Annotated in this window: 16 protein-coding genes; 12 read left to right on the top strand and 4 right to left on the bottom strand. The window is 63.4% G+C overall.

Translation table 11 applies throughout. The annotated features are described in order from the left end of the window. Positions 1–65: 65 nt before the first annotated feature. Positions 66–401: a SelT/SelW/SelH family protein gene (locus tag E4V01_RS05665; protein WP_371688511.1), complete on the bottom strand. Its 336-nt coding sequence runs from the start codon at positions 399–401 to the stop codon at positions 66–68. Between the two features lie 172 nt (positions 402–573). Here E4V01_RS05665 and E4V01_RS05660 point away from each other — a divergent pair, with 172 nt between their 5' ends. After that, positions 574–1,989: a glycosyltransferase family 2 protein gene (locus tag E4V01_RS05660; protein ID WP_245517430.1), complete on the top strand. Its 1,416-nt coding sequence runs from the start codon at positions 574–576 to the stop codon at positions 1,987–1,989. Positions 1,990–2,009: 20 nt separating this feature from the next. Then, positions 2,010–2,831 carry an FkbM family methyltransferase gene (locus tag E4V01_RS05655; protein ID WP_135297677.1) on the top strand — a complete coding sequence of 274 codons (822 nt, stop codon included), beginning with the start codon at positions 2,010–2,012 and terminating at the stop codon, positions 2,829–2,831. A 151-nt stretch (positions 2,832–2,982) separates the two neighbouring features. On the opposite strand, the gene E4V01_RS05650 is transcribed toward E4V01_RS05655, so the two are convergent. Next, a complete protein-coding gene (locus E4V01_RS05650; RefSeq protein WP_135297676.1) occupies positions 2,983–3,939 on the bottom strand; it encodes an FkbM family methyltransferase in 957 nt (318 codons plus the stop codon). A gap of 305 nt (positions 3,940–4,244) precedes the next feature. Here E4V01_RS05650 and E4V01_RS05645 point away from each other — a divergent pair, with 305 nt between their 5' ends. From E4V01_RS05645 to E4V01_RS05615, 7 genes are all read left to right on the top strand, one after another. Continuing rightward, positions 4,245–4,880 carry a LemA family protein gene (locus tag E4V01_RS05645; protein ID WP_135297675.1) on the top strand — a complete coding sequence of 212 codons (636 nt, stop codon included), beginning with the start codon at positions 4,245–4,247 and terminating at the stop codon, positions 4,878–4,880. Between the two features lie 19 nt (positions 4,881–4,899). Continuing rightward, positions 4,900–5,685 (top strand): YgcG family protein, encoded by a 786-nt coding sequence (locus tag E4V01_RS05640; RefSeq protein WP_135297674.1) that lies wholly within the window; start codon positions 4,900–4,902, stop codon positions 5,683–5,685. Continuing rightward, positions 5,675–6,301 carry a TPM domain-containing protein gene (locus E4V01_RS05635; protein ID WP_135297673.1) on the top strand — a complete coding sequence of 209 codons (627 nt, stop codon included), beginning with the start codon at positions 5,675–5,677 and terminating at the stop codon, positions 6,299–6,301. The genes E4V01_RS05640 and E4V01_RS05635 overlap by 11 nt, the downstream gene beginning before the upstream one ends. 301 nt (positions 6,302–6,602) lie before the next feature. Then, complete coding sequence (locus tag E4V01_RS05630; RefSeq protein ID WP_060769596.1) at positions 6,603–8,660, top strand: carbon starvation CstA family protein; 2,058 nt, start codon at positions 6,603–6,605, stop codon at positions 8,658–8,660. A 7-nt stretch (positions 8,661–8,667) separates the two neighbouring features. Then, a complete protein-coding gene (locus E4V01_RS05625) occupies positions 8,668–8,901 on the top strand; it encodes a YbdD/YjiX family protein (RefSeq protein WP_060769595.1) in 234 nt (77 codons plus the stop codon). A gap of 384 nt (positions 8,902–9,285) precedes the next feature. Next, positions 9,286–10,575, top strand: a complete 1,290-nt coding sequence (locus E4V01_RS05620) for a YjgN family protein (RefSeq protein ID WP_135297672.1) — start codon at positions 9,286–9,288, stop codon at positions 10,573–10,575. Positions 10,576–10,582: 7 nt separating this feature from the next. Continuing rightward, complete coding sequence (locus tag E4V01_RS05615; protein ID WP_135297671.1) at positions 10,583–11,719, top strand: M48 family metallopeptidase; 1,137 nt, start codon at positions 10,583–10,585, stop codon at positions 11,717–11,719. Between the two features lie 96 nt (positions 11,720–11,815). Here the strand turns inward: E4V01_RS05615 and E4V01_RS05610 are convergent, their stop codons facing one another. After that, positions 11,816–12,196, bottom strand: a complete 381-nt coding sequence (locus tag E4V01_RS05610) for a hypothetical protein (RefSeq protein WP_060769592.1) — start codon at positions 12,194–12,196, stop codon at positions 11,816–11,818. Positions 12,197–12,377: 181 nt separating this feature from the next. Then, on the bottom strand, positions 12,378–12,800 hold the full coding sequence (gene ndk, locus E4V01_RS05605) for a nucleoside-diphosphate kinase (RefSeq protein ID WP_060769591.1): 423 nt from the start codon (positions 12,798–12,800) through the stop codon (positions 12,378–12,380). A 376-nt stretch (positions 12,801–13,176) separates the two neighbouring features. Here ndk and E4V01_RS05600 point away from each other — a divergent pair, with 376 nt between their 5' ends. The 3 genes from E4V01_RS05600 (at position 13,177) to E4V01_RS05590 (ending at position 17,494) form a co-directional block, all read left to right on the top strand. Further along, positions 13,177–13,689, top strand: coding sequence for a DUF2147 domain-containing protein (locus tag E4V01_RS05600; protein WP_060769590.1), 513 nt, complete (start codon positions 13,177–13,179; stop codon positions 13,687–13,689). 369 nt (positions 13,690–14,058) lie between these two features. Next, on the top strand, positions 14,059–16,167 hold the full coding sequence (locus tag E4V01_RS05595; RefSeq protein WP_135297670.1) for a carbohydrate porin: 2,109 nt from the start codon (positions 14,059–14,061) through the stop codon (positions 16,165–16,167). Positions 16,168–16,486: 319 nt separating this feature from the next. Continuing rightward, on the top strand, positions 16,487–17,494 hold the full coding sequence (locus E4V01_RS05590) for an Hsp33 family molecular chaperone (protein ID WP_135297669.1): 1,008 nt from the start codon (positions 16,487–16,489) through the stop codon (positions 17,492–17,494). Positions 17,495–17,543 lie beyond the last annotated feature (49 nt).

Here is a 17,543-nt window from a genome sequence, read left to right as displayed (position 1 = left end):
GGGTTTTGAGGGATGGCGCCCGCCCATCATGCCCCAGCGCGGGTGGGCGTGCCAACTGCCCCGGCTCAGCCCTCCCGCCCGGCCCGATCGACATGCCCGAGATCCCGGCCCGGATCGAGCCGGTCCCGGACCCGCTGCTTAAGCACCTTCACCTCGGGAAAGCCGCCATCGCGCACCCGTTCCCAGATAACCTCCGTATCGAACGCGATCACGAACACCCCGCCCGTGCCGGGCCGCAGGGCGACCTCGCCAAGATCATCGCGGAAGGTTGACAGAAGCTCCTGCGCCATCCACGCCGCACGCAGGAGCCATTGGCACTGCGTGCAGTAGGTGATGGTGACGCGGGGGCGTGCTACGGGCGGGGAAATGACGCCCGCCGACACATCGCTCATGGCAGGCATGGCGCACCCGCGCGCGAGGCGCTATCAACCGTTCGCATGCTGACTTTTCGCACACTCATGGGCTTGTCTATCAGCGATTTTGGAAAATGCGAAGTGTCGTCATTGGCTTTCGATGCGTAGATGGGACACAGCTACACCTGATCAGGAGGATAGTTTTTAGGAATCCCATCACATGAATCGTAAAGTTATCATGGAGCCTAACGTCGTGTCAGAAATACAACGCCCGAAATACCAGCATGTTGTTTTAAATTCCTCGAGGTGGGAAACAGAAACTGTTGTAGAATGGCTGCTATATTATAAGTCGATTGGCTTCGACCACTGTTATATATACTGCAATGACGATGATCCTTATGAGATGTATAGCCGCATCATCTCTTTTATAGAGGGCGATGAGCCATTTGTGACATTTCATCACCTTCCCTATCAAGGGCAGCAGGATTCCTGCTGGATGCACTTTTTATCGAATCATAAGCATGAATGCGAATGGTTTATGTTTGTTGATGGAGACGAGTTTCTCGCACTCAAGCCGACCAATAGCATAAAAACATTCATGGCCGAAAGAGAAGATAAGGCAGACTGCATATTCTTCAACTGGATTTGGTTTGGCCCTCAAGACTTCCTGGAACGCCCTGCGGGAAGCACATTGACCCAATTCATTCGGCGCGAAAATTTGCTTGAGCGCATGGACCCATGTGTGAAGACGATGACACGCAGCTCTTGCGTCGATCTTCGCTTCCTTGGCTATCCACCCGACCCGATGTTGAATCATCGTTGGCCGGCACCTGTTCAGGCGAGAATGAGATCGATGAACGTTCTCGGCGAGCCAATGGACGAATATCTATCGGAGTTCCCGAAATCCGGAGAGCGATATCTTTCGGACACCAATAAGCGCCAAGCCATTTTCGACACCGCCATCACATATCATTACCTATTTCGATCGCGGGAAGATTTCATTCGTCGCGTTCGGCGCGGCACACTGGGAGCCTACTATTTTCAACCGATGTGGGGCAACGTTGCAACGAGCACAGATGGCACGCTCGATAAGTTCATATCAATATTAAATCATACGGAAGATCGATTTCTTGCCGATTATTGGAACGGGCAAGAGAATATCGTTCGCCGTCGAGCGCGGGCAACAACAATCGTCCAGCCGAATGAAAAGCCCAATCTGGCTCTGGGCTCCACCCCGCACCAAAGCTCGACTTCCCCCTGGTCGAAGGGGGATATCTATGAGGATGCGAAGGGCGCCATCAGCGGAGTTCATACGGGCAGCGATGGCTTCCACACCAATCTCGAAGACAACCCGTACTGGCAGACCGACCTCGGTCATATCTGCGAATTGACTGAAATCCGGGTCTTCAATTCTTTAAAGAACAGGGCGTTTGCAGGTCGCGCTTACCCATTGAAAGTAGAAGTTTCGCAAGACGGGGCGAGTTGGAAAACAATATTTATTAATTCGACGCACGCCCCATTTGGTGGCGCTGACGGGCATCCGCTGATTATACGGCTGAAATCCGAAGCACAATACGTCAAGCTGTCTCTGATGAACCGCGATTTTTTCCACTTGGATGAAATCGAGATTTACTGATAATCAAAGCGAGCGCTAAAATGGCATCCGAGCAACATCAGCAAATCAATTTCACTTTTGCTGGGAGAAATTTTACCCTCGATTCTGCAGAAGGAGCGGATTTAGTTGCACGGACAATGGCGGAAGGGTCATACGAGGCCCCACTACCACTCATCCTCATGGCGGTAGTCTCCCGGCTGCCTGGACGTTTTCTTGATGTTGGTGCAAATAATGGCCTTTACTCCATTTTGGCGGCTAAATCGCGTCCCGGTGTACGCGTAACGGCGTTTGAGCCGCTACCTGCCGCCCTAGATATCCTGCGCCGCAATATCATAGCCAATTCGGTTGAAGCGCAAATAACTGTGCAAGAGTGCGCCCTGAGCGACGACGAGGGAGAAGCAACGCTTTACATTCCGGACAAAAGCCATGGATTGCTTGAAACAAGCGCATCCCTAGAGGAGGGCTTTAAAAGCCATGAAAGTACTATCACCATCCTAAAGCAAAAGCTTGACAATTTTAGATTTGATGACCAGATCAGTGTTGTCAAAGTTGACATCGAAGGACACGAGGCATCATTTTTCCGGGGGGCACTCCGTTATTTAAAGACTGATAGACCGATCATTTTCGCAGAAATGCTGGCGGGAGCTAGGCGAGAGTTTTATTCTCTGTCCAAGCTCCTATCCACTGTTGATTATATTCCGTTCCGCCTACGTCCCACGTGCGCAATTCATACTCCCTTTATTTCCGCAGACATGGCAGCTTGGAACTACGCAATGATACCTGTCGATAAAATTGATCTGTTCTGCGAATGCTGCCGGGTTCATGGCCTGGAAGTTTTCTCGGAGTTCAAATATAAATTTTAAATATTAACGCTTCAAATGGAGTTATATCAGCCGCAAATTTATACTGAATCCCTCTATAAAATTCCGCCCACAGATGGATGAGGCGAACCAGTCGCCACCCATTTGTGGGCGGGTTTTACGAAAACTCCCTTCCGCGAGGGATATTTTTGCTCTATTTGTGAGAAACTCTTACCACCGGCTTGCAAAAGAGGACAACCTCTCCTTCACCGTGATTATTGTGCCTAACATAATACTCATACCATGGGCAAATATCATTGATAAAGTTTAATATTTTATGGCCGTCATAGTGGAGGTGGTAAATACTAATAGCCATTTTGGGTCGGTCTCGAACAATGGTCCTAACCGCTCCCTCTAATGCTTGGTTCTCGAAGCCCTCAATGTCAAATTTTAGAAAATCGACGGCTAGAGACCGCTCTTCAACAAACCGGTCGATAGTTGTAATTGTAACTTCGATGCTGCCGTTCGGATCGAAGCGTGACGCTGCACCAGACTGAGTAAAGCGAGCAATTCCAGTTGTATCCGAGACACCAGCGCCGACGATTTCGACGTTGCTCACATCGAGCATTTTCATATTACGTGCAAGCATCTCGCGCGTGCTTGGGTTGGGCTCGAAAGCAAGAACCCTACCCGCATCACCAGCTGCGCGTGCGAGAACCACAGTAGAGTTGCCATTGAAGGCGCCAAGATCCAAAACGACGTCACCAGATTCAACGCCGCAAATACCGGGCAGATCATAGCCTCCTAGAACAAAATTTTCGATTATATCGACGTTGATATGGCCCTCCATAGAGCTTTCCGGCATTTCGGCCGCGACTTTCCCCATGCGATTCCAAGAACGTTCACTGATAATAAAAGGCGCCACTATATCGGCTGTATCTCTCGACTGAGTTAGATAGCCAGACAACCGATATCTAAGCATCCACAGGAAAGTTTTTCTTGATTCATCATCAGATAGTCGGTCAAATGCTTTTTGGAATTCATGACCATTAACGAGATATTCGTGAGCAACGTCCAGCCACGGATATATAGTCCCCTTCGTTCTGCTTTTATGCTCTTTAGTTACAAGACGCATAGTCTCAAGTATTTCTTTTTCAATTTCAGTTGCCATGCCTATTTGCCCTTTTCTTCGCAAATCGTAGTGCAAATTCAGAGTCTGCCCCGCAGACAAATACCGGCAAGGGAGCCATAGGTCCAGCGCCTCCCGGTCAAATCGGTTGATCGGCCCGCAAGGGCTTGTTTCAGAAGCAGTTCCAGTGACAACCAAGATCGAGCCGCAGACCGCGCCGGTTGGTCACAACTGGAGTAGCCGTCAGAACCTCCGATCCCGCACTTGCCTGAGGATGACACGCTTTCTTGGAATTCCCTCTTTTGCACCTACTTATGACTGCCAAGCTCACCCGGAGACCACACCTCATGCCCCCCTCTCTCAGCCCCACAGCCCCGGCCCGCCCCTCCATCCTCGGCCGCGTCGTCTCTGCGCTCGCGGCGCTCTGGCTGGCGGCATGCCTTGCAGGGTGCGGGGCGATCAACCGGGTGCCGAGCCTGGAGGAGCAGGCGAAATCGTCCTGGAGCGAGGTGCAGAACCAGTACCAGCGTCGGGCCGACCTGATCCCGAATCTCGTCGAGACGGTGAAGGGTTATGCCAAGCAGGAGCAGGAGACCTTGACCCGGGTGACGGAAGCCAGGGCCAAGGCGACGAGCATCCAGGTCGATGCCTCGACGGTCAGCGATCCGGAGAAGTTCAAGCAGTTCCAGGAGGCGCAGAACCAGCTTTCGGGGGCGCTCGGACGGTTGCTCGCCTCGGTCGAGGCCTATCCGGACCTGAAATCGAACCAGAACTTCCTCGCCCTTCAGTCGCAACTCGAGGGAACGGAAAACCGGATCGCCGTGGCGCGGCGCGACTATATTCAGGCGGTCCAGGCCTACAACACGGAGATCCGCACCATTCCCGGCCGGTGGATCGCCTCGTGGTTCTATCCGGAGGCGAAGCCGATGGAGACCTTCACCTCGACGCCGGGCGCAGAGCGCGCGCCGAACGTGAAGTTTTAGTTCGTCCTGTCAACTGGTGATGACGCGCCCCGATCGGACCGCTCGGCACCCCGCATTCGGCCCGCTGCCGGCGCTCTGGCTCGCCCTGCTGGTCGTCGCCGGCCTCATGGGTCTCGCCAAAGCGGCCGAGCCCGATTTCCCCAAACTCACGGGCCGGGTGGTGGATGCGGCCGGCATCCTCTCGCAGGAGACGCGGGCGAGGATCGACGGCAAGATCAAGGCCCACGAGGACAAGACGGGCGATCAACTCGTGGTCGCCACCGTGCCGAGCCTTCAGGACCGCACTGTCGAGGACTACGCCAACCGTCTCGCCCGGGCTTGGGGCATCGGCCAGAAGAAGACCAACAACGGTGTTCTGCTGCTGGTGGCCCCGAAGGAGCGCAAGGTCCGCATCGAGGTCGGGTACGGGCTCGAAGGCGCGCTCACCGATGCGCTGTCGAAGACGATCATCACGACGGCGATCACGCCCCGTTTCCGCCAGGGCGACTTTTCCGGGGGCGTGGAGGCGGGGGTCGACGCCATTCTTCCGATCCTCGCCGGCGATGCCGACGAGTGGCAGCGCCGCGCGCCGGTGCGGGAGGACACGGTCGATCCCGTCACGGTGATCTTCTGGATCGTGGTCATCATCGCCCTCGTCGTCGTGCTGACGCGGATGAACGGCGGCGGGCGACGCGGCCGGGGTGGCGGCTTCGTGGTGATCCCGGGACCGTCCGGCGGCTGGAGCGGCGGCTTTTCCGACGGCGGCGGAGGATTCTCCGGCGGGGGCGGCTCGTTCGGCGGCGGGGGAGCGTCCGGTGACTGGTAGCGTGAGCATCCTCGATCCTGCCGCGCAGGAGCGGATCGCCGCAGCGATCGGGCGGGCAGAGACCGGAACCTCGGGCGAGATCGTGGTGCTGGTCTCCGCCAGCGCCGGGCTCTATCGCTCCCCCGGCCTCGCTTTGGCCCTGGCGGTCGCCCTGGCCCTGCCCTGGCCCCTGATTCTGCTCACCGATCTCGGTGCGGGCAAGATTGCGCTCGCTCAGGCGGCGACCGTGCTGGTCACGCTGATGCTGACCCTGAACGAGCGTCTCCGGATCACCCTCACCCCGCGGCGCTGGCAGCGCGAGCGCGCCCACGCCGCCGCCCGCCGCGAGTTCTTTGCGCATGGTCTCACCGGAACGCGGGGACGCACCGGTGTGCTCGTCTACGTGGCCCTCGCGGAGCGCTACGCCGAGATCGTTGCCGACAAGGGTGTGCGGGCCCGCGTGGAGGACGCGCAATGGCGCGCCATCGTCTCGGAGCTGCTCGGTGCGGCCGGACGCGGAGCCCTCGGTGAGGGTCTCGTCTCGGCGGTGGAGCAGGTCGGCGCCGTGCTGAAGGCCGAGCTGCCGGCCAGCCACGGCGACAACCAACTCCCCAACCGCGTCATCGTCCTCGATTGAGACGTTCGAAGGCGCTCCGCACGGCTGAACCGATTCGGATCGAACGGAAGCCGTGTTCCGAACATCGGTCGCGTCCGGATGCCCGTTTTCCCAGCGGCGCTTCGCACGGACGTTGGTGGCGGCGCGGCGTATTCATCCCAAGGTTCGGGTAACGCGGGGTAGAAGATGTCACCGACCGTGACGAGGGAACCAGCACCTGTGTGCTCACCGCAACTGGTATCACAGGAAAAATTGCGCCACACAGATCCGGGACAAGGCCGCCTGCATCAAGAATGCGGCCAATGACGGAGTGAGGCGTCACATGGGCGCAATACAGAAGCATGGGCCCTGGGCCCTGGTCGGTGCATTGGGCGCTGCGGCGCTGGCGGTGGTCGCCACACAACGGGGTGAAGCGATCAACGCCCTGTGGGTCGTGGTCGCCGCAGTCTGCGTCTACCTCATCGCCTACCGCTACTATTCCCTCTTCATCGCCGACAAGGTGATGCGCCTCGATCCGAAGCGCGAGACTCCGGCCCACCGTCACAACGATGGCCTCGACTACGTCCCCACCAACAAATCGGTCCTGTTCGGCCACCACTTCGCGGCCATCGCCGGCGCCGGACCGTTGGTCGGCCCGGTGCTCGCGGCACAGATGGGCTACCTGCCCGGCATGCTCTGGATCCTCGCCGGTGTCGTGCTCGCGGGCGCGGTACAGGACTTCATGATCCTGTTCATCTCGATGCGCCGCGATGGGCGCTCGCTGGGCGAGCTGATCCGGGCCGAGCTCGGGGTGATTCCCGGCGTGATCGCTCTGTTCGGCACCTTCATGATCATGGTCATTCTACTCGCCGTGCTGGCGATGATCGTGGTGAAGGCCCTGGCCGAGAGCCCCTGGGGCACCTTCACCGTCGGCGCGACGATCCCGATCGCGATCCTGATGGGCCTCTACGCCCGCTACATCCGGCCGGGCAAGATCGGCGAAGTGTCGATCATCGGCTTCGTCCTGCTCATGGCCGCGATCCTCGGCGGCGGTCAGATCAACGAACACCCCACCTGGGGCCCCGCCTTCACCTTCACGGGCACCCAGCTCACTTGGATGCTGATCGGCTATGGCTTCGTCGCGGCGATCCTGCCGGTGTGGCTGCTGCTGGCCCCGCGTGACTACCTGTCGACCTTCCTCAAGATCGGCACCATCATCGGCCTCGCGCTCGGCATCGTCGTCGTCGCCCCGCACATGCAGATGCCCGCCACGACGAAGTTCATCGATGGCACCGGGCCGGTCTGGGCGGGCTCGCTGTTTCCGTTCCTGTTCATCACCATCGCCTGCGGCGCCGTCTCGGGCTTCCACGCGCTGATCTCGTCGGGCACGACCCCGAAGCTCGTCGACAACGAGATGGACACCCGCTTCATCGGCTACGGCGGCATGCTGATGGAGAGCTTCGTGGCGATCATGGCGCTGGTGGCCGCCAGCGTGATCGACCCGGGCATCTATTTCACCATGAACTCTCCGGGCGCCCTGCTCGGCAGCACGCCGGAAACCGCCGCCGCCGCGGTGACGGCGCTCGGCTTCCCGATCGCTCCGGACGTCATCGCTCAGACCGCCAAGGATGTCGGCGAACACTCGATCATCTCGCGTGTCGGCGGCGCGCCGACCCTCGCGGTCGGCATGGCGCACATCATTTCCTCGGCCATCGGCGGCAAGGCGATGATGGCCTTCTGGTATCACTTCGCGATCCTGTTCGAGGCCCTGTTCATCCTGACCGCGGTGGATGCGGGCACCCGCGCCGGCCGCTTCATGCTGCAGGACCTGCTCGGCCTGCTCTCGCCGCGCTTCAAGGACACCTCGGCCTGGGGTCCGAGCGTGGTCGCTACCGCCCTGTGCGTCAGCGCCTGGGGCTACTTCCTCTATCAGGGCGTTACCGATCCGCTCGGCGGCATCTACACCCTGTGGCCGCTCTTCGGCATCTCGAACCAGATGCTGGCCGCCGTCGCGCTGACGCTGGCAACCGTCGTGATCTTCAAGATGAAGCGCGAGCGCTATGCCTTCGTCACGATCATCCCGACCGTCTGGCTGTGCATCTGCACCCTGACGGCCGGCTGGCAGAAGATCTTCTCGCCCGACCCGAAGATCGGCTTCCTCTCGCACGCCGACCGTTTCTCGACGGCGATCGCGGAAGGCAAGGTGCTCGGCCCGGCCAAGAGCATGGCGGACATGCACAAGATCGTCTTCAACGATCGCATCGACGCGGCTCTGGCCGTGTTCTTCGTCGGCCTCGTCGTCGCGATCGCGGTGTTCGGCCTCATGGCCTGCGTGAAGGCCTACCGTGCCGATCGCTGGACAGCACTCGAAGCCGATTCCAATCTCGCCCCGGCGGAGTGAGACAGTCATGAGCGGAACCGCAACGTCGGTGCAGAGCTTTCGCGAACGCCTTCAGGCTTTCAACAAGTGCGTTTGCGACGGCGCGCGGCTGATGGTGGGTCAGGGTGATTACGGGACTTACGTTGCCCATATCGCCAAGACTCATCCCGATCAGGCGCCGATGACCGAGCGGGAGTTTTTTCGCAACCGCGAGAACGCTCGCTTCGGCGGCGGCAACACGTCGGGTTTTCGCTGCTGCTGAAGCGCTCGCTTATCCCCCGGAGGGATGGTTCGTTCCTCCCGTGATGACATTGCATGAGAACGCCGGGCCCATGATCGGACCCGGCGTTTTTTTCTGAATGGACGTAGCAGGTTGCCCGGCATCGGCATCGATGCGCGCGCCGTCGCAGCGAGATGGGCGGGAGAATCGGAGCCGAGTGCGGCGTCTGCAATCGGCCGGAGATGCCCGTCGAGACACGGTCACGACGGGGTTTTCACGTGAAATTAACCATGAAACCTGAAGACGCGTGGCCGCCGCATCGGCTTTCCCTGGATCGGTCGTTCCTGAAGCAAGGATTGTGTGCGCCGGCTGTTGCAACGCAACCAGCGCGGATTCTAGTCTCCCGGCACGAGGGGGACTGCGACGATGAATCAGATGGCAGGCGTGCCGAGCCCGGCTGGGGCGCGGACGGGAGAGATTGCGTTCGACCGGAAGGCACCGGGGCTGACGGGCATCGTCGTCAAGGGCTTCCTGCTCTCGCTGATCACCTTCTCGATCTACCGGTTCTGGTACTTCACCAATCTGCGGCGATACTTCTGGAGCCGCACGGTCGTCGCCGGCAGCCCGGCCGAGTATCTCGGCACCGGAAAGGAGCTGTTCCTCGGCTTCCTCGTGGCGCTTGCCATCCTGGTGCCGATCTACATCCTCCTGTTCGTCATCGGTCTCCTGAGCCCGGTGCTGGCGACCCTGGCCGCGCCGATCTCCTTCATCGGACTGTTCGTACTCGGGCAATACGCGCTGTTCCGCGGCCGGCGCTACCGAGCCTCGCGCACGCGCTGGCGCGGCATCCGCCTCGGCCAGGACGGCTCGGGCTTCGCTTATGCCGGGCGCGCCTTCTTGTGGTGGCTCGCGACCTTCGCCAGCCTCGGTCTGGCCTTCCCCTTCATGCGCGCGGCGCTGGAGCGCTACCGCATCGACCACACACTGATCGGCCGGAGCCGGATGCGCTCGACCGCGACCGGCCGCTCGATCCTGACGCCGTGGATGATGCTCTACATCGTCGCGCTGCTGCCGATTCTATTGAGCGTCGCGGCGCTGCTGGCGGCGACCGGGTTCGACATCCCGAGCGATCTGCTGATCCTCAATCCGGAGACCGAGAAGAGCGCGTTCATCTTCAACCCGGCCTACGAGGACTCGCCGCTCGTCTACTACGCCAGCGCCGTCGGGATCGCCGCCAGCGTGTCGATCCCGACGGCGCTGCTGCTGATCCCCTATTATCGGGCTCGCGAGACCCGCGCCTTCCTCAATGCGGCCTATCTCGGCGAGGCAAGGCTGGCTTCCTCGCTGAAAGCGCGTCAGTTCTACTTCCCCTACCTCGTCTACATGCTGGCGGTGATCGGCTTCATCATCGTCCTCGGCATCATCTTCGCCCTACTCGTTCCGCTGATCGCCACGGACGGCGAGAATGTGGGCATCCACGCCTTCGTCATCGCATCGAGCGTGCTGCTCTATCTCGGGGCCATCCTCGGCACGAACGTGCTCTATATCCGCATCATCACGGTGCGCCTGTGGCACGCGGTGGCGACCACGATGCAGATCGAGAACCTGCCGGAGCTGGAAGCGGTGCTCGCCTCGACGCGCGCTCCGTCCAGCGGCCTCAACGAAGGGCTGGCCGACGCGCTCGATGTCGGCGGTGCTCTCGAGATCGGGTTCTAGCCGGCCGATGGAAGCGATCACCACGACCGGCACGTTCTTCGACGGCCTCAGCGCCCGGCCCCGGCCGGTGACGCTGAGACTGACGTTCCGGCTCGAAGTCTCCGGCGAGGATGTTTCCCGCGACTGGAGCCTGCTCGACCTGCGCGCCGCCGACGCCGCCCCGCCCCTGATGCGGATCAACCACGCGCAGGGATCGGAGAGCGTCGAGTTCGCCGACGCGTCGTTCGCCGAAGCCCTGAAGGCGCGCTGTCCCGACCTGAGCCGGACCGAGAGCGGAGGCGGCCTCACCCGTCTCGTGCTCTGGTCGATCGCGGCGGGCGTCTCCGTGCTGCTGACGGCCATCTACGGCGTGCCCGCGGCCTCGAACCTGCTCGCCCCCTTGGTCCCGCAGGCGATCGAAGCGCAACTCGGGCGCAGCGTCGATACCCAGATCGTCGGCCTGCTCGACGACCCGCCGCTCTGCAACGAGGCGGGGGGGCGGGCGGTGCTCGATCGGCTGACGGCGCGACTTTCGGAGGGCATGGCGCTGCCGATGACACCGCAGGTGAGCGTGCGCCGACACGAGGTCGCCAACGCGCTTGCCCTGCCGGGCGGCCGGGTGATTCTGCTCTCCGACATCCTCGCCAAGGCCAAAAGCGGCGATGAGCTGGCCGGCATCCTCGCGCACGAGTTCGGCCACATCGCCGCCCGCGATCCGATGCGCTCGGTGATCACGGCGGGCGGCACTTCGTTCCTGCTGAGCCTCGTGCTCGGCGATCTCACCGGCTCGACGGTGCTGGCAACGATCGGACAGGCTGCGATCTCGGCGGGCTACTCACGCGACGCGGAGCGGACGGCGGACGCCTACGCGGTGGCGGCCGTGAAGCGGGCCGGCGGAGACGGGGCTGCGCTCGCCGCGATCCTGGAGCGTATCACCGACGAGGACGACGAGGAGCCGGACGCAACCTCGTTCCTGCGCTCCCATCCGGTCACGGCGGAGCGGGCCGCGCGGATCCGGTCACTGGCGGGGAAGAAGCCGGCCGGACCCGGCATCCTGTCCGAGGCCGAGTGGCAGAGCCTCCAGGCCATCTGCCCGAAGCCAGCCGAGCCGGAAAAGACCAAGCCGGACGGCAAGAACACCAAGACGCCGACCGAGAAGCTGTAGATCCCGGCCCTGAAAGGCCGAGACCTTGTCAAAGGTGCAGGTTCGAGCCCTGCACCTCTCTCGAAGGGACGGCGCGAAACGCCGCCCCTCATTCCATCAGACCGGACGCGGCAGCTTGCAGCTATCGAGCGCGTTCAGCGCCTTGGCGCGAGCACTGTCGTTGAAGTAGCCGGTGGTGCGGTAGGAGGCGATCTCGTCCTTGTCGAGGGCGGAGAGCGTGCGCTCGGCATAGCAGCCGCAGGGCGCGGCGAGCGCGTCTTCGGGGACCTTCTGGAACCGGGCCTGGGTGACCGTGCAGGCGTGGCGCACGCGGCCGGTCAGATTGGTCTTCGTCGCGGTCTTCAGCGTCGGATCGGGCACGTAGCCTTCGAGCGAGGTGTACTGCGTCGAGCGGCCGGCGGAGTTGCAGGCGGCGAGCAGGGACACGAGGCCGGCCGCGACGAGCAGGCGGCCGGTGCGCGAAAACGTGAGGCGCATGGGAGCGAAAATCCGAGAGAGACGGGAAATCGTCGATCGGTTCCGTTCTTCGGTCCGCCCGCCCCGCGCCGCTAGGGCAGGAGAGTCACACTCGGCCGGATTGCGCCCTGGACGTCAGCCCCGCGCAAGCGCGAGCGCGTTTCTCGCCGGCCCCGTGTGCGGGGCCGGCGAGGGTCGTGCATCAGGCGGCGATGTCGGCGTCGTTGAAGAACTGCGCGATCTCGAGCCGGGCGTTCTCGGCGCTGTCGGAGCCGTGAACGGTGTTCTCGCCGACCGACTCGGCGAACTGCTTGCGGATCGTGCCGTCGGCGGCCTGGGCCGGGTTCGTGGCGCCCATGACTTCACGGTACTTGGCGACGGCGTTCTCGCCCTCGAGCACCTGCACCACCACGGGGCCCGAGGTCATGAACTCGACCAGCTCACCGAAGAACGGGCGCTCCTTGTGCACCTCGTAGAACGTCTCGGCCTGCTCGCGGGTCATGCGGATGCGGCGCTGGCCGACGATGCGCAGGCCGGCGGCCTCGATCACGGCGTTGACCGCGCCGGTGATGTTGCGGCGCGTCGCGTCGGGCTTGAGGATGGAGAAGGTGCGCTCGTTGGCCATGGTCCGGTCCGGTTCGTTGGAGAAAGGAGTCGCGCGACGCGCTGAAGGAGGGCGGGCTCGAAAGCCGCCCGAGAGATCCGACCGTCCTGACAGTCGACGGCCTGGTTGGCGCCCGGCGCGCCGGGCTTATAGCGGTGGACCGGTAGGCCCTCAACCACCGTCACGCGGCGGACAAGCTGCGGATGCGTGAGCGAACGGAATCACGGCGAGCTCGGCCTTTTTCGGCCTCGCCATGGCTTTAGCGCAACACCGCCGAAAAATCGCCGGATTGCGGCCGCTCAATGGGTGGACGGTTCGCCTGCCCCCGCTCGTCCGCCGGGGTGATCCCTTCTCCGCAAGCCACAGCCCGTTTCGGGCCCAGCCTCAGGAGCCATTCATGCGTATCGCTCTCGGTCTCGCTGCCCTCCTGGCCTCGAATGCCGCCTTTGCCGCCCCCAAAGACCTCTCCGGAACGTGGCTGACGGGGGACGGACGCGCGAAGATCCGCATCGACCGTTGCGGGCCGAGCGGCGGCAACGCCTGCGGCAAGGTGGTCTGGCTGAAATCGCCGACCGACGACGCCGGGGCGCCGCGCAACGACGTGAAGAATCCCGATCCGAGGAAGCGGGCGCGCCCGATCATCGGGCTTACGCTCCTCGAGAACCTCAAGCCTGACGATGCGGGCTTTGCGGGCGAGATCTACAATGCCGACGAGGGCAAGATCTATCAGGTCAGCCTGGAGCGCGAGAGCGAGGGCGAATTGAGCGTGCAGGGCTGCATGCTCAAGGTGCTGTGCGGCTCGCAAACTTGGACCCGCGTGCCGGACGTGAACCAGCAGGCCGCCGCGACGCCCGCGAAAACCGCCGCGAAGCCGGCTCCGGCCAAGGCGCCCGCCGCCCCGGCGGAGTGACGCGCGCCGAACATCTTAGAAAAAAGGGGCGCGCCTTTGCTGGCGCGCCCTGAAGTCCGACAAACCTGATGGGGATCAAGTCCGGTTAAGGTTAGTGCGTTGCTGCGCTGCCGCAAGTGGGCGCGAGCGGCCGCGATCATTTATTTGTCATTCTGGGACGGCTTGAGCGCGTTTATCCCGGTTTGGCACGGTCCGGCTCGGCCGGTGCCGATACAGCCGTCATCGTCCGGTCGGATGTTTCCGCTTCTCACGGACATCGTGGCGCCCGTGCAACCGTCCTGAAGCCTTGTGCTTCGCGGGTCGTGGGCGCATTGCGGCGGCAACGGCATCTGCTAGGCCGCTCACGGGGTGGTGGCGGGGGCTGGCGCAGTGTTCAAGGCGCGCGCGGGAACAATTGCGAAACAGGTGGCGGTCTCAGCAGGGCTTGTCGCGATCCTCGGCTTGCATGCCGGCGTGGGCATGGCCGCGGATCTCGCGGAACGTGCACGGCCCCGCTTCATCGATTGGTCCGGCTTCTATGCCGGGGTGCAAGGCAGCGCGGGCGCTTCCTTCGGCAACTACGATTTCGGCCCAACCACGATCGGCCCGCGCCGCGTTCGGTCGATCTCGACGGGCGATGCCACCGGCAGCCGCGATCTCGGCGGCGATGCCACCACGGCGGTCGGCGGCGCCTTCGCCGGCTGGAATTGGCAGGACGGGGCGCTCGTCTACGGCATCGAGGCCGACCTCGTCGGAACTAACCTCAAGCGCGGCGCACGCTCCGATGCGACGGGCTTCGGCTACGAGGGGATCGATCCGCCCTTCGCCCTGATCCGCGAGAAGACGGACGTATTCGGGGCCGCCCGCGCCCGGCTCGGCTACGCCTTCGGCAACAACCTGATCTACGCAACCGCCGGACTCACGGGCGCCAACGGGCGGGTGCTCGCCATCTATCCGGATCTGGCGGGCGGCCCGACGGTCACGGCTACGCGCAACGTCTCCTATCTCGGCTTCACGCTCGGCGCGGGTGTGGAGTTCGCGGTCGATCCGCATCTCTCGCTCGGAATCGACTACCGCTACAGCGATCTCGGCGAGAGCGGCCGCTTCGGCCTCGGCACGCTGCCGGGCCTCGACGGGGGATCGGTGACGACGCGCACCGGCTTCGTCTCCAACAAGATGATGGCCCGGCTGGTCTGGCACCCCCAGGCGCTGGCCCTCGTGCCCGAGGAGGACGAGCCCCCGAAGGACACCCGCTTCTCGCTGCACGGCCAGACGACCTTCGTGAACCAGGGCGTGACCGGCTTCCGCGCACCCTATCGCGGGCCGCAGAGCCTCGTGCCGGATCAGGCGCAGGCGACGACCACCGCGACGCTGTTCCTCGGCCTCAAGCTCTTCGAGGGCACGGAACTCTACTACAACCCGGAATTCAGCCAGGGCTTCGGCCTGTCGCGCACGCTGGGCGTGGCCGGTTTCGTCAACGGCGAGGCGCAGAAGGCCGGTGCGCCGTTCCCGAAGCTGCGCTCGAACCGCTACTTCGTCCGCCAAACCTTCGGGCTCGGGGGCGAGAGGGAAGAGGTGCCGGACGGACCGAATTCCATCGCCGGCACGCGCGACGTCGAGCGCATCACGGTCATCGCCGGCAAGTTCGCGCTCGGCGACTTCTTCGACGGCAACATCTACGCCCACGACCCACGGGTGGACTTCATGAACTGGGGCCTGTGGGCCGCCGCCGCCTGGGACTTCCCGGCCAACCTCCCCGGCTTCACGCAAGGCGTGATGGTCGAGTACAATCGCGCGGAATTCGCGATCCGCGCCGCCTACACGCAAGTGCCGAAGGAGCCGTCCTCCGACGTGCTCGACCCGCGGGTGTTCGAGCGGGCCGGCGCCGTGATCGAGTTCGAGGAACGCCACACGCTGCCGGTGCTCGACCAGCCGGGCCGCTTACGCCTCGGCCTGTTCTCGAATGTCGGCAACACCGCCAACTTCCGGCAGGTCGTGGCGCTGACGCAGACCGGCGCCTTCGCCGATATCAACACGGCGGCCGCAGCGACCCGGGAGCCCCGGCGCAAGAGCGGCGCCTACGTCAATCTCGAACAGGCCCTCACCGCCGATCTCGGCCTGTTCGCGCGGGCGAGCGTCAACGACGGGCGCAACGAAAGCCTGAACTTCACCGATATCGACGGCTCGATCTCGGGCGGCCTCTCGCTCAAGGGTGCGGCCTGGGGCCGGCCGCAGGACACGGTCGGGGTCGGTGCCGCCGCGAACCGGATCTCGACCTCGCACCGCGCCTACTTCGCCAATGGCGGCCTCGGACTCCTGATCGGCGACGGCCGCCTCGACAACTATGCACCGGAGCGGGCGGTGGAGGTCTATTATGCGCTGAACCTGACGAAGGCGGTGACGATGACCTTCGACTATCAGCACGTCGAGAACCCGGCCTATAACCGCGACCGGGGCCCGGCCGATTTCTTCGGAACGCGGCTGCACACGGATTTCTGACCCTTCCGCTGAGGATCGTCGCGAAAGGTGGCCGCCGGCTTTCGGGGAAAAAGACGATGCGGAAAACAAGAAGCGGGAGCTTCGTGCGGGATGGCGTGCAGAGGGCGCCGGACGCGATGACGGCCGCTTCCGGAATGTTTGCGTGGCGGCGCCGGCCCAGGGCATCATGCGCCGGTCTCGCGCCGGGGCACGGTGCCCCCCATATGAGGAGCGCCGAGGACGTGCGCCGGTTCACGCGCTTCCGCCGGTTCGGTGCGACGCCGCCGGACCGGCCGCCCTCCCGCTCCTCTTTTTCATCCAGCCCGGATACGGAGAGCCCATGAGCTCCGGACACGCCCCTTCTTTCACACCCTCGCTCGAAGGCGACGACGACGCCGTTCTGCCATTCGCCGTCGAAGCGCTGGATCTGCGCGGCCGCGCGGTGCGGCTCGGGCCCTCGATCGACACCATCCTACGCCGCCACGGCTATCCCGACGCGGTCGCCCGGCTGATCGGCGAGGCGGCGGCGCTCACCGTGCTGCTCGGTGCCTCCCTGAAGCTCGAAGGCCGCTTCCAGCTCCAGACCAAGACCGACGGACCGGTGAACATGCTGGTGGTCGATTTCGAGGCGCCCGACCGGGTGCGGGCCACCGCCCGCTTCGATGCGGAGCCGGTGGCCGCCCTTGGGCCGAAGGCGCGCGCCGCCGACCTGATGGGTCGCGGGCATCTGGCCATGACCATCGATCAGGGGCCGTCCCAGAGCCGCTACCAGGGTGTCGTCGCTCTTGAGGGCCAAAGCCTCGAAGAGGCCGCGCACCAGTATTTCCGCCAATCCGAGCAGATCCCGACGCTGGTCCGCCTCGCAGTCGCCGAGCAGATGGAGGGCGGAGAGAGCCGCTGGCGAGCCGGCGGCCTGCTGGTGCAGTTCCTGCCGACCTCGCCCGACCGGATGCGTCAAGCCGACCTTCCGCCCGGCGACGCACCGGAGGGCCACGAGATCCTCACCGGCGGCACCCGCGACGACGACGCCTGGACCGAGGCGCGCAGCCTCGTGAACACGGTGGAGGACCACGAAATCGTCGATCCGGCGGTGTCGAGCGAGCGGTTGCTCTACCGCCTGTTCCATGAGCGGGGCGTGCGCGTATTCGATGCGCAGAGCGTGATCGAGCGCTGCCGCTGCTCGCAAGAGCGGGTGCTCGGCATGATCCGCTCGTTCTCGGCCGAGGAGCGCCGGGACATGGTGGCGAATGACGGCACCGTCTCCATCACCTGCGAGTTCTGCTCGCGCCGCTACGTGCTCGACCCGGCCGAGGTCGAGCGGGATATCGCGACCGCGCCGGGGGCGTGAGGCGCAGCTTCTTCAATGTGCGTACGGGGTCGCGGCACAGGGCTCGTGA

The sequence above is a fragment of the Methylorubrum sp. Q1 genome (genome assembly GCF_004683995.1).
Classification (GTDB): domain Bacteria; phylum Pseudomonadota; class Alphaproteobacteria; order Rhizobiales; family Beijerinckiaceae; genus Methylobacterium.
Note: the sequence above shows the minus strand (reverse complement) of the source record. Positions and strands in the feature narration are given on the sequence as shown.

What these genes read in the sequence shown, in the direction of transcription:
- E4V01_RS05610 (WP_060769592.1), bottom strand. Translation starts at nt 12,196, where the DNA reads ATGCGCCTCACGTTTTCGCGCACCGGCCGCCTGCTCGTCGCGGCCGGC.
- ndk (WP_060769591.1), bottom strand. Translation starts at nt 12,800, where the DNA reads ATGGCCAACGAGCGCACCTTCTCCATCCTCAAGCCCGACGCGACGCGC.
- E4V01_RS05655 (WP_135297677.1), top strand. Translation starts at nt 2,010, where the DNA reads ATGGCATCCGAGCAACATCAGCAAATCAATTTCACTTTTGCTGGGAGA.
- E4V01_RS05590 (WP_135297669.1), top strand. Translation starts at nt 16,487, where the DNA reads ATGAGCTCCGGACACGCCCCTTCTTTCACACCCTCGCTCGAAGGCGAC.
- E4V01_RS05615 (WP_135297671.1), top strand. Translation starts at nt 10,583, where the DNA reads ATGGAAGCGATCACCACGACCGGCACGTTCTTCGACGGCCTCAGCGCC.
- E4V01_RS05660 (WP_245517430.1), top strand. Translation starts at nt 574, where the DNA reads ATGAATCGTAAAGTTATCATGGAGCCTAACGTCGTGTCAGAAATACAA.
- E4V01_RS05640 (WP_135297674.1), top strand. Translation starts at nt 4,900, where the DNA reads ATGACGCGCCCCGATCGGACCGCTCGGCACCCCGCATTCGGCCCGCTG.
- E4V01_RS05625 (WP_060769595.1), top strand. Translation starts at nt 8,668, where the DNA reads ATGAGCGGAACCGCAACGTCGGTGCAGAGCTTTCGCGAACGCCTTCAG.
- E4V01_RS05650 (WP_135297676.1), bottom strand. Translation starts at nt 3,939, where the DNA reads ATGGCAACTGAAATTGAAAAAGAAATACTTGAGACTATGCGTCTTGTA.
- E4V01_RS05645 (WP_135297675.1), top strand. Translation starts at nt 4,245, where the DNA reads ATGCCCCCCTCTCTCAGCCCCACAGCCCCGGCCCGCCCCTCCATCCTC.
- E4V01_RS05620 (WP_135297672.1), top strand. Translation starts at nt 9,286, where the DNA reads ATGAATCAGATGGCAGGCGTGCCGAGCCCGGCTGGGGCGCGGACGGGA.
- E4V01_RS05665 (WP_371688511.1), bottom strand. Translation starts at nt 401, where the DNA reads ATGCCTGCCATGAGCGATGTGTCGGCGGGCGTCATTTCCCCGCCCGTA.
- E4V01_RS05600 (WP_060769590.1), top strand. Translation starts at nt 13,177, where the DNA reads ATGCGTATCGCTCTCGGTCTCGCTGCCCTCCTGGCCTCGAATGCCGCC.
- E4V01_RS05630 (WP_060769596.1), top strand. Translation starts at nt 6,603, where the DNA reads ATGGGCGCAATACAGAAGCATGGGCCCTGGGCCCTGGTCGGTGCATTG.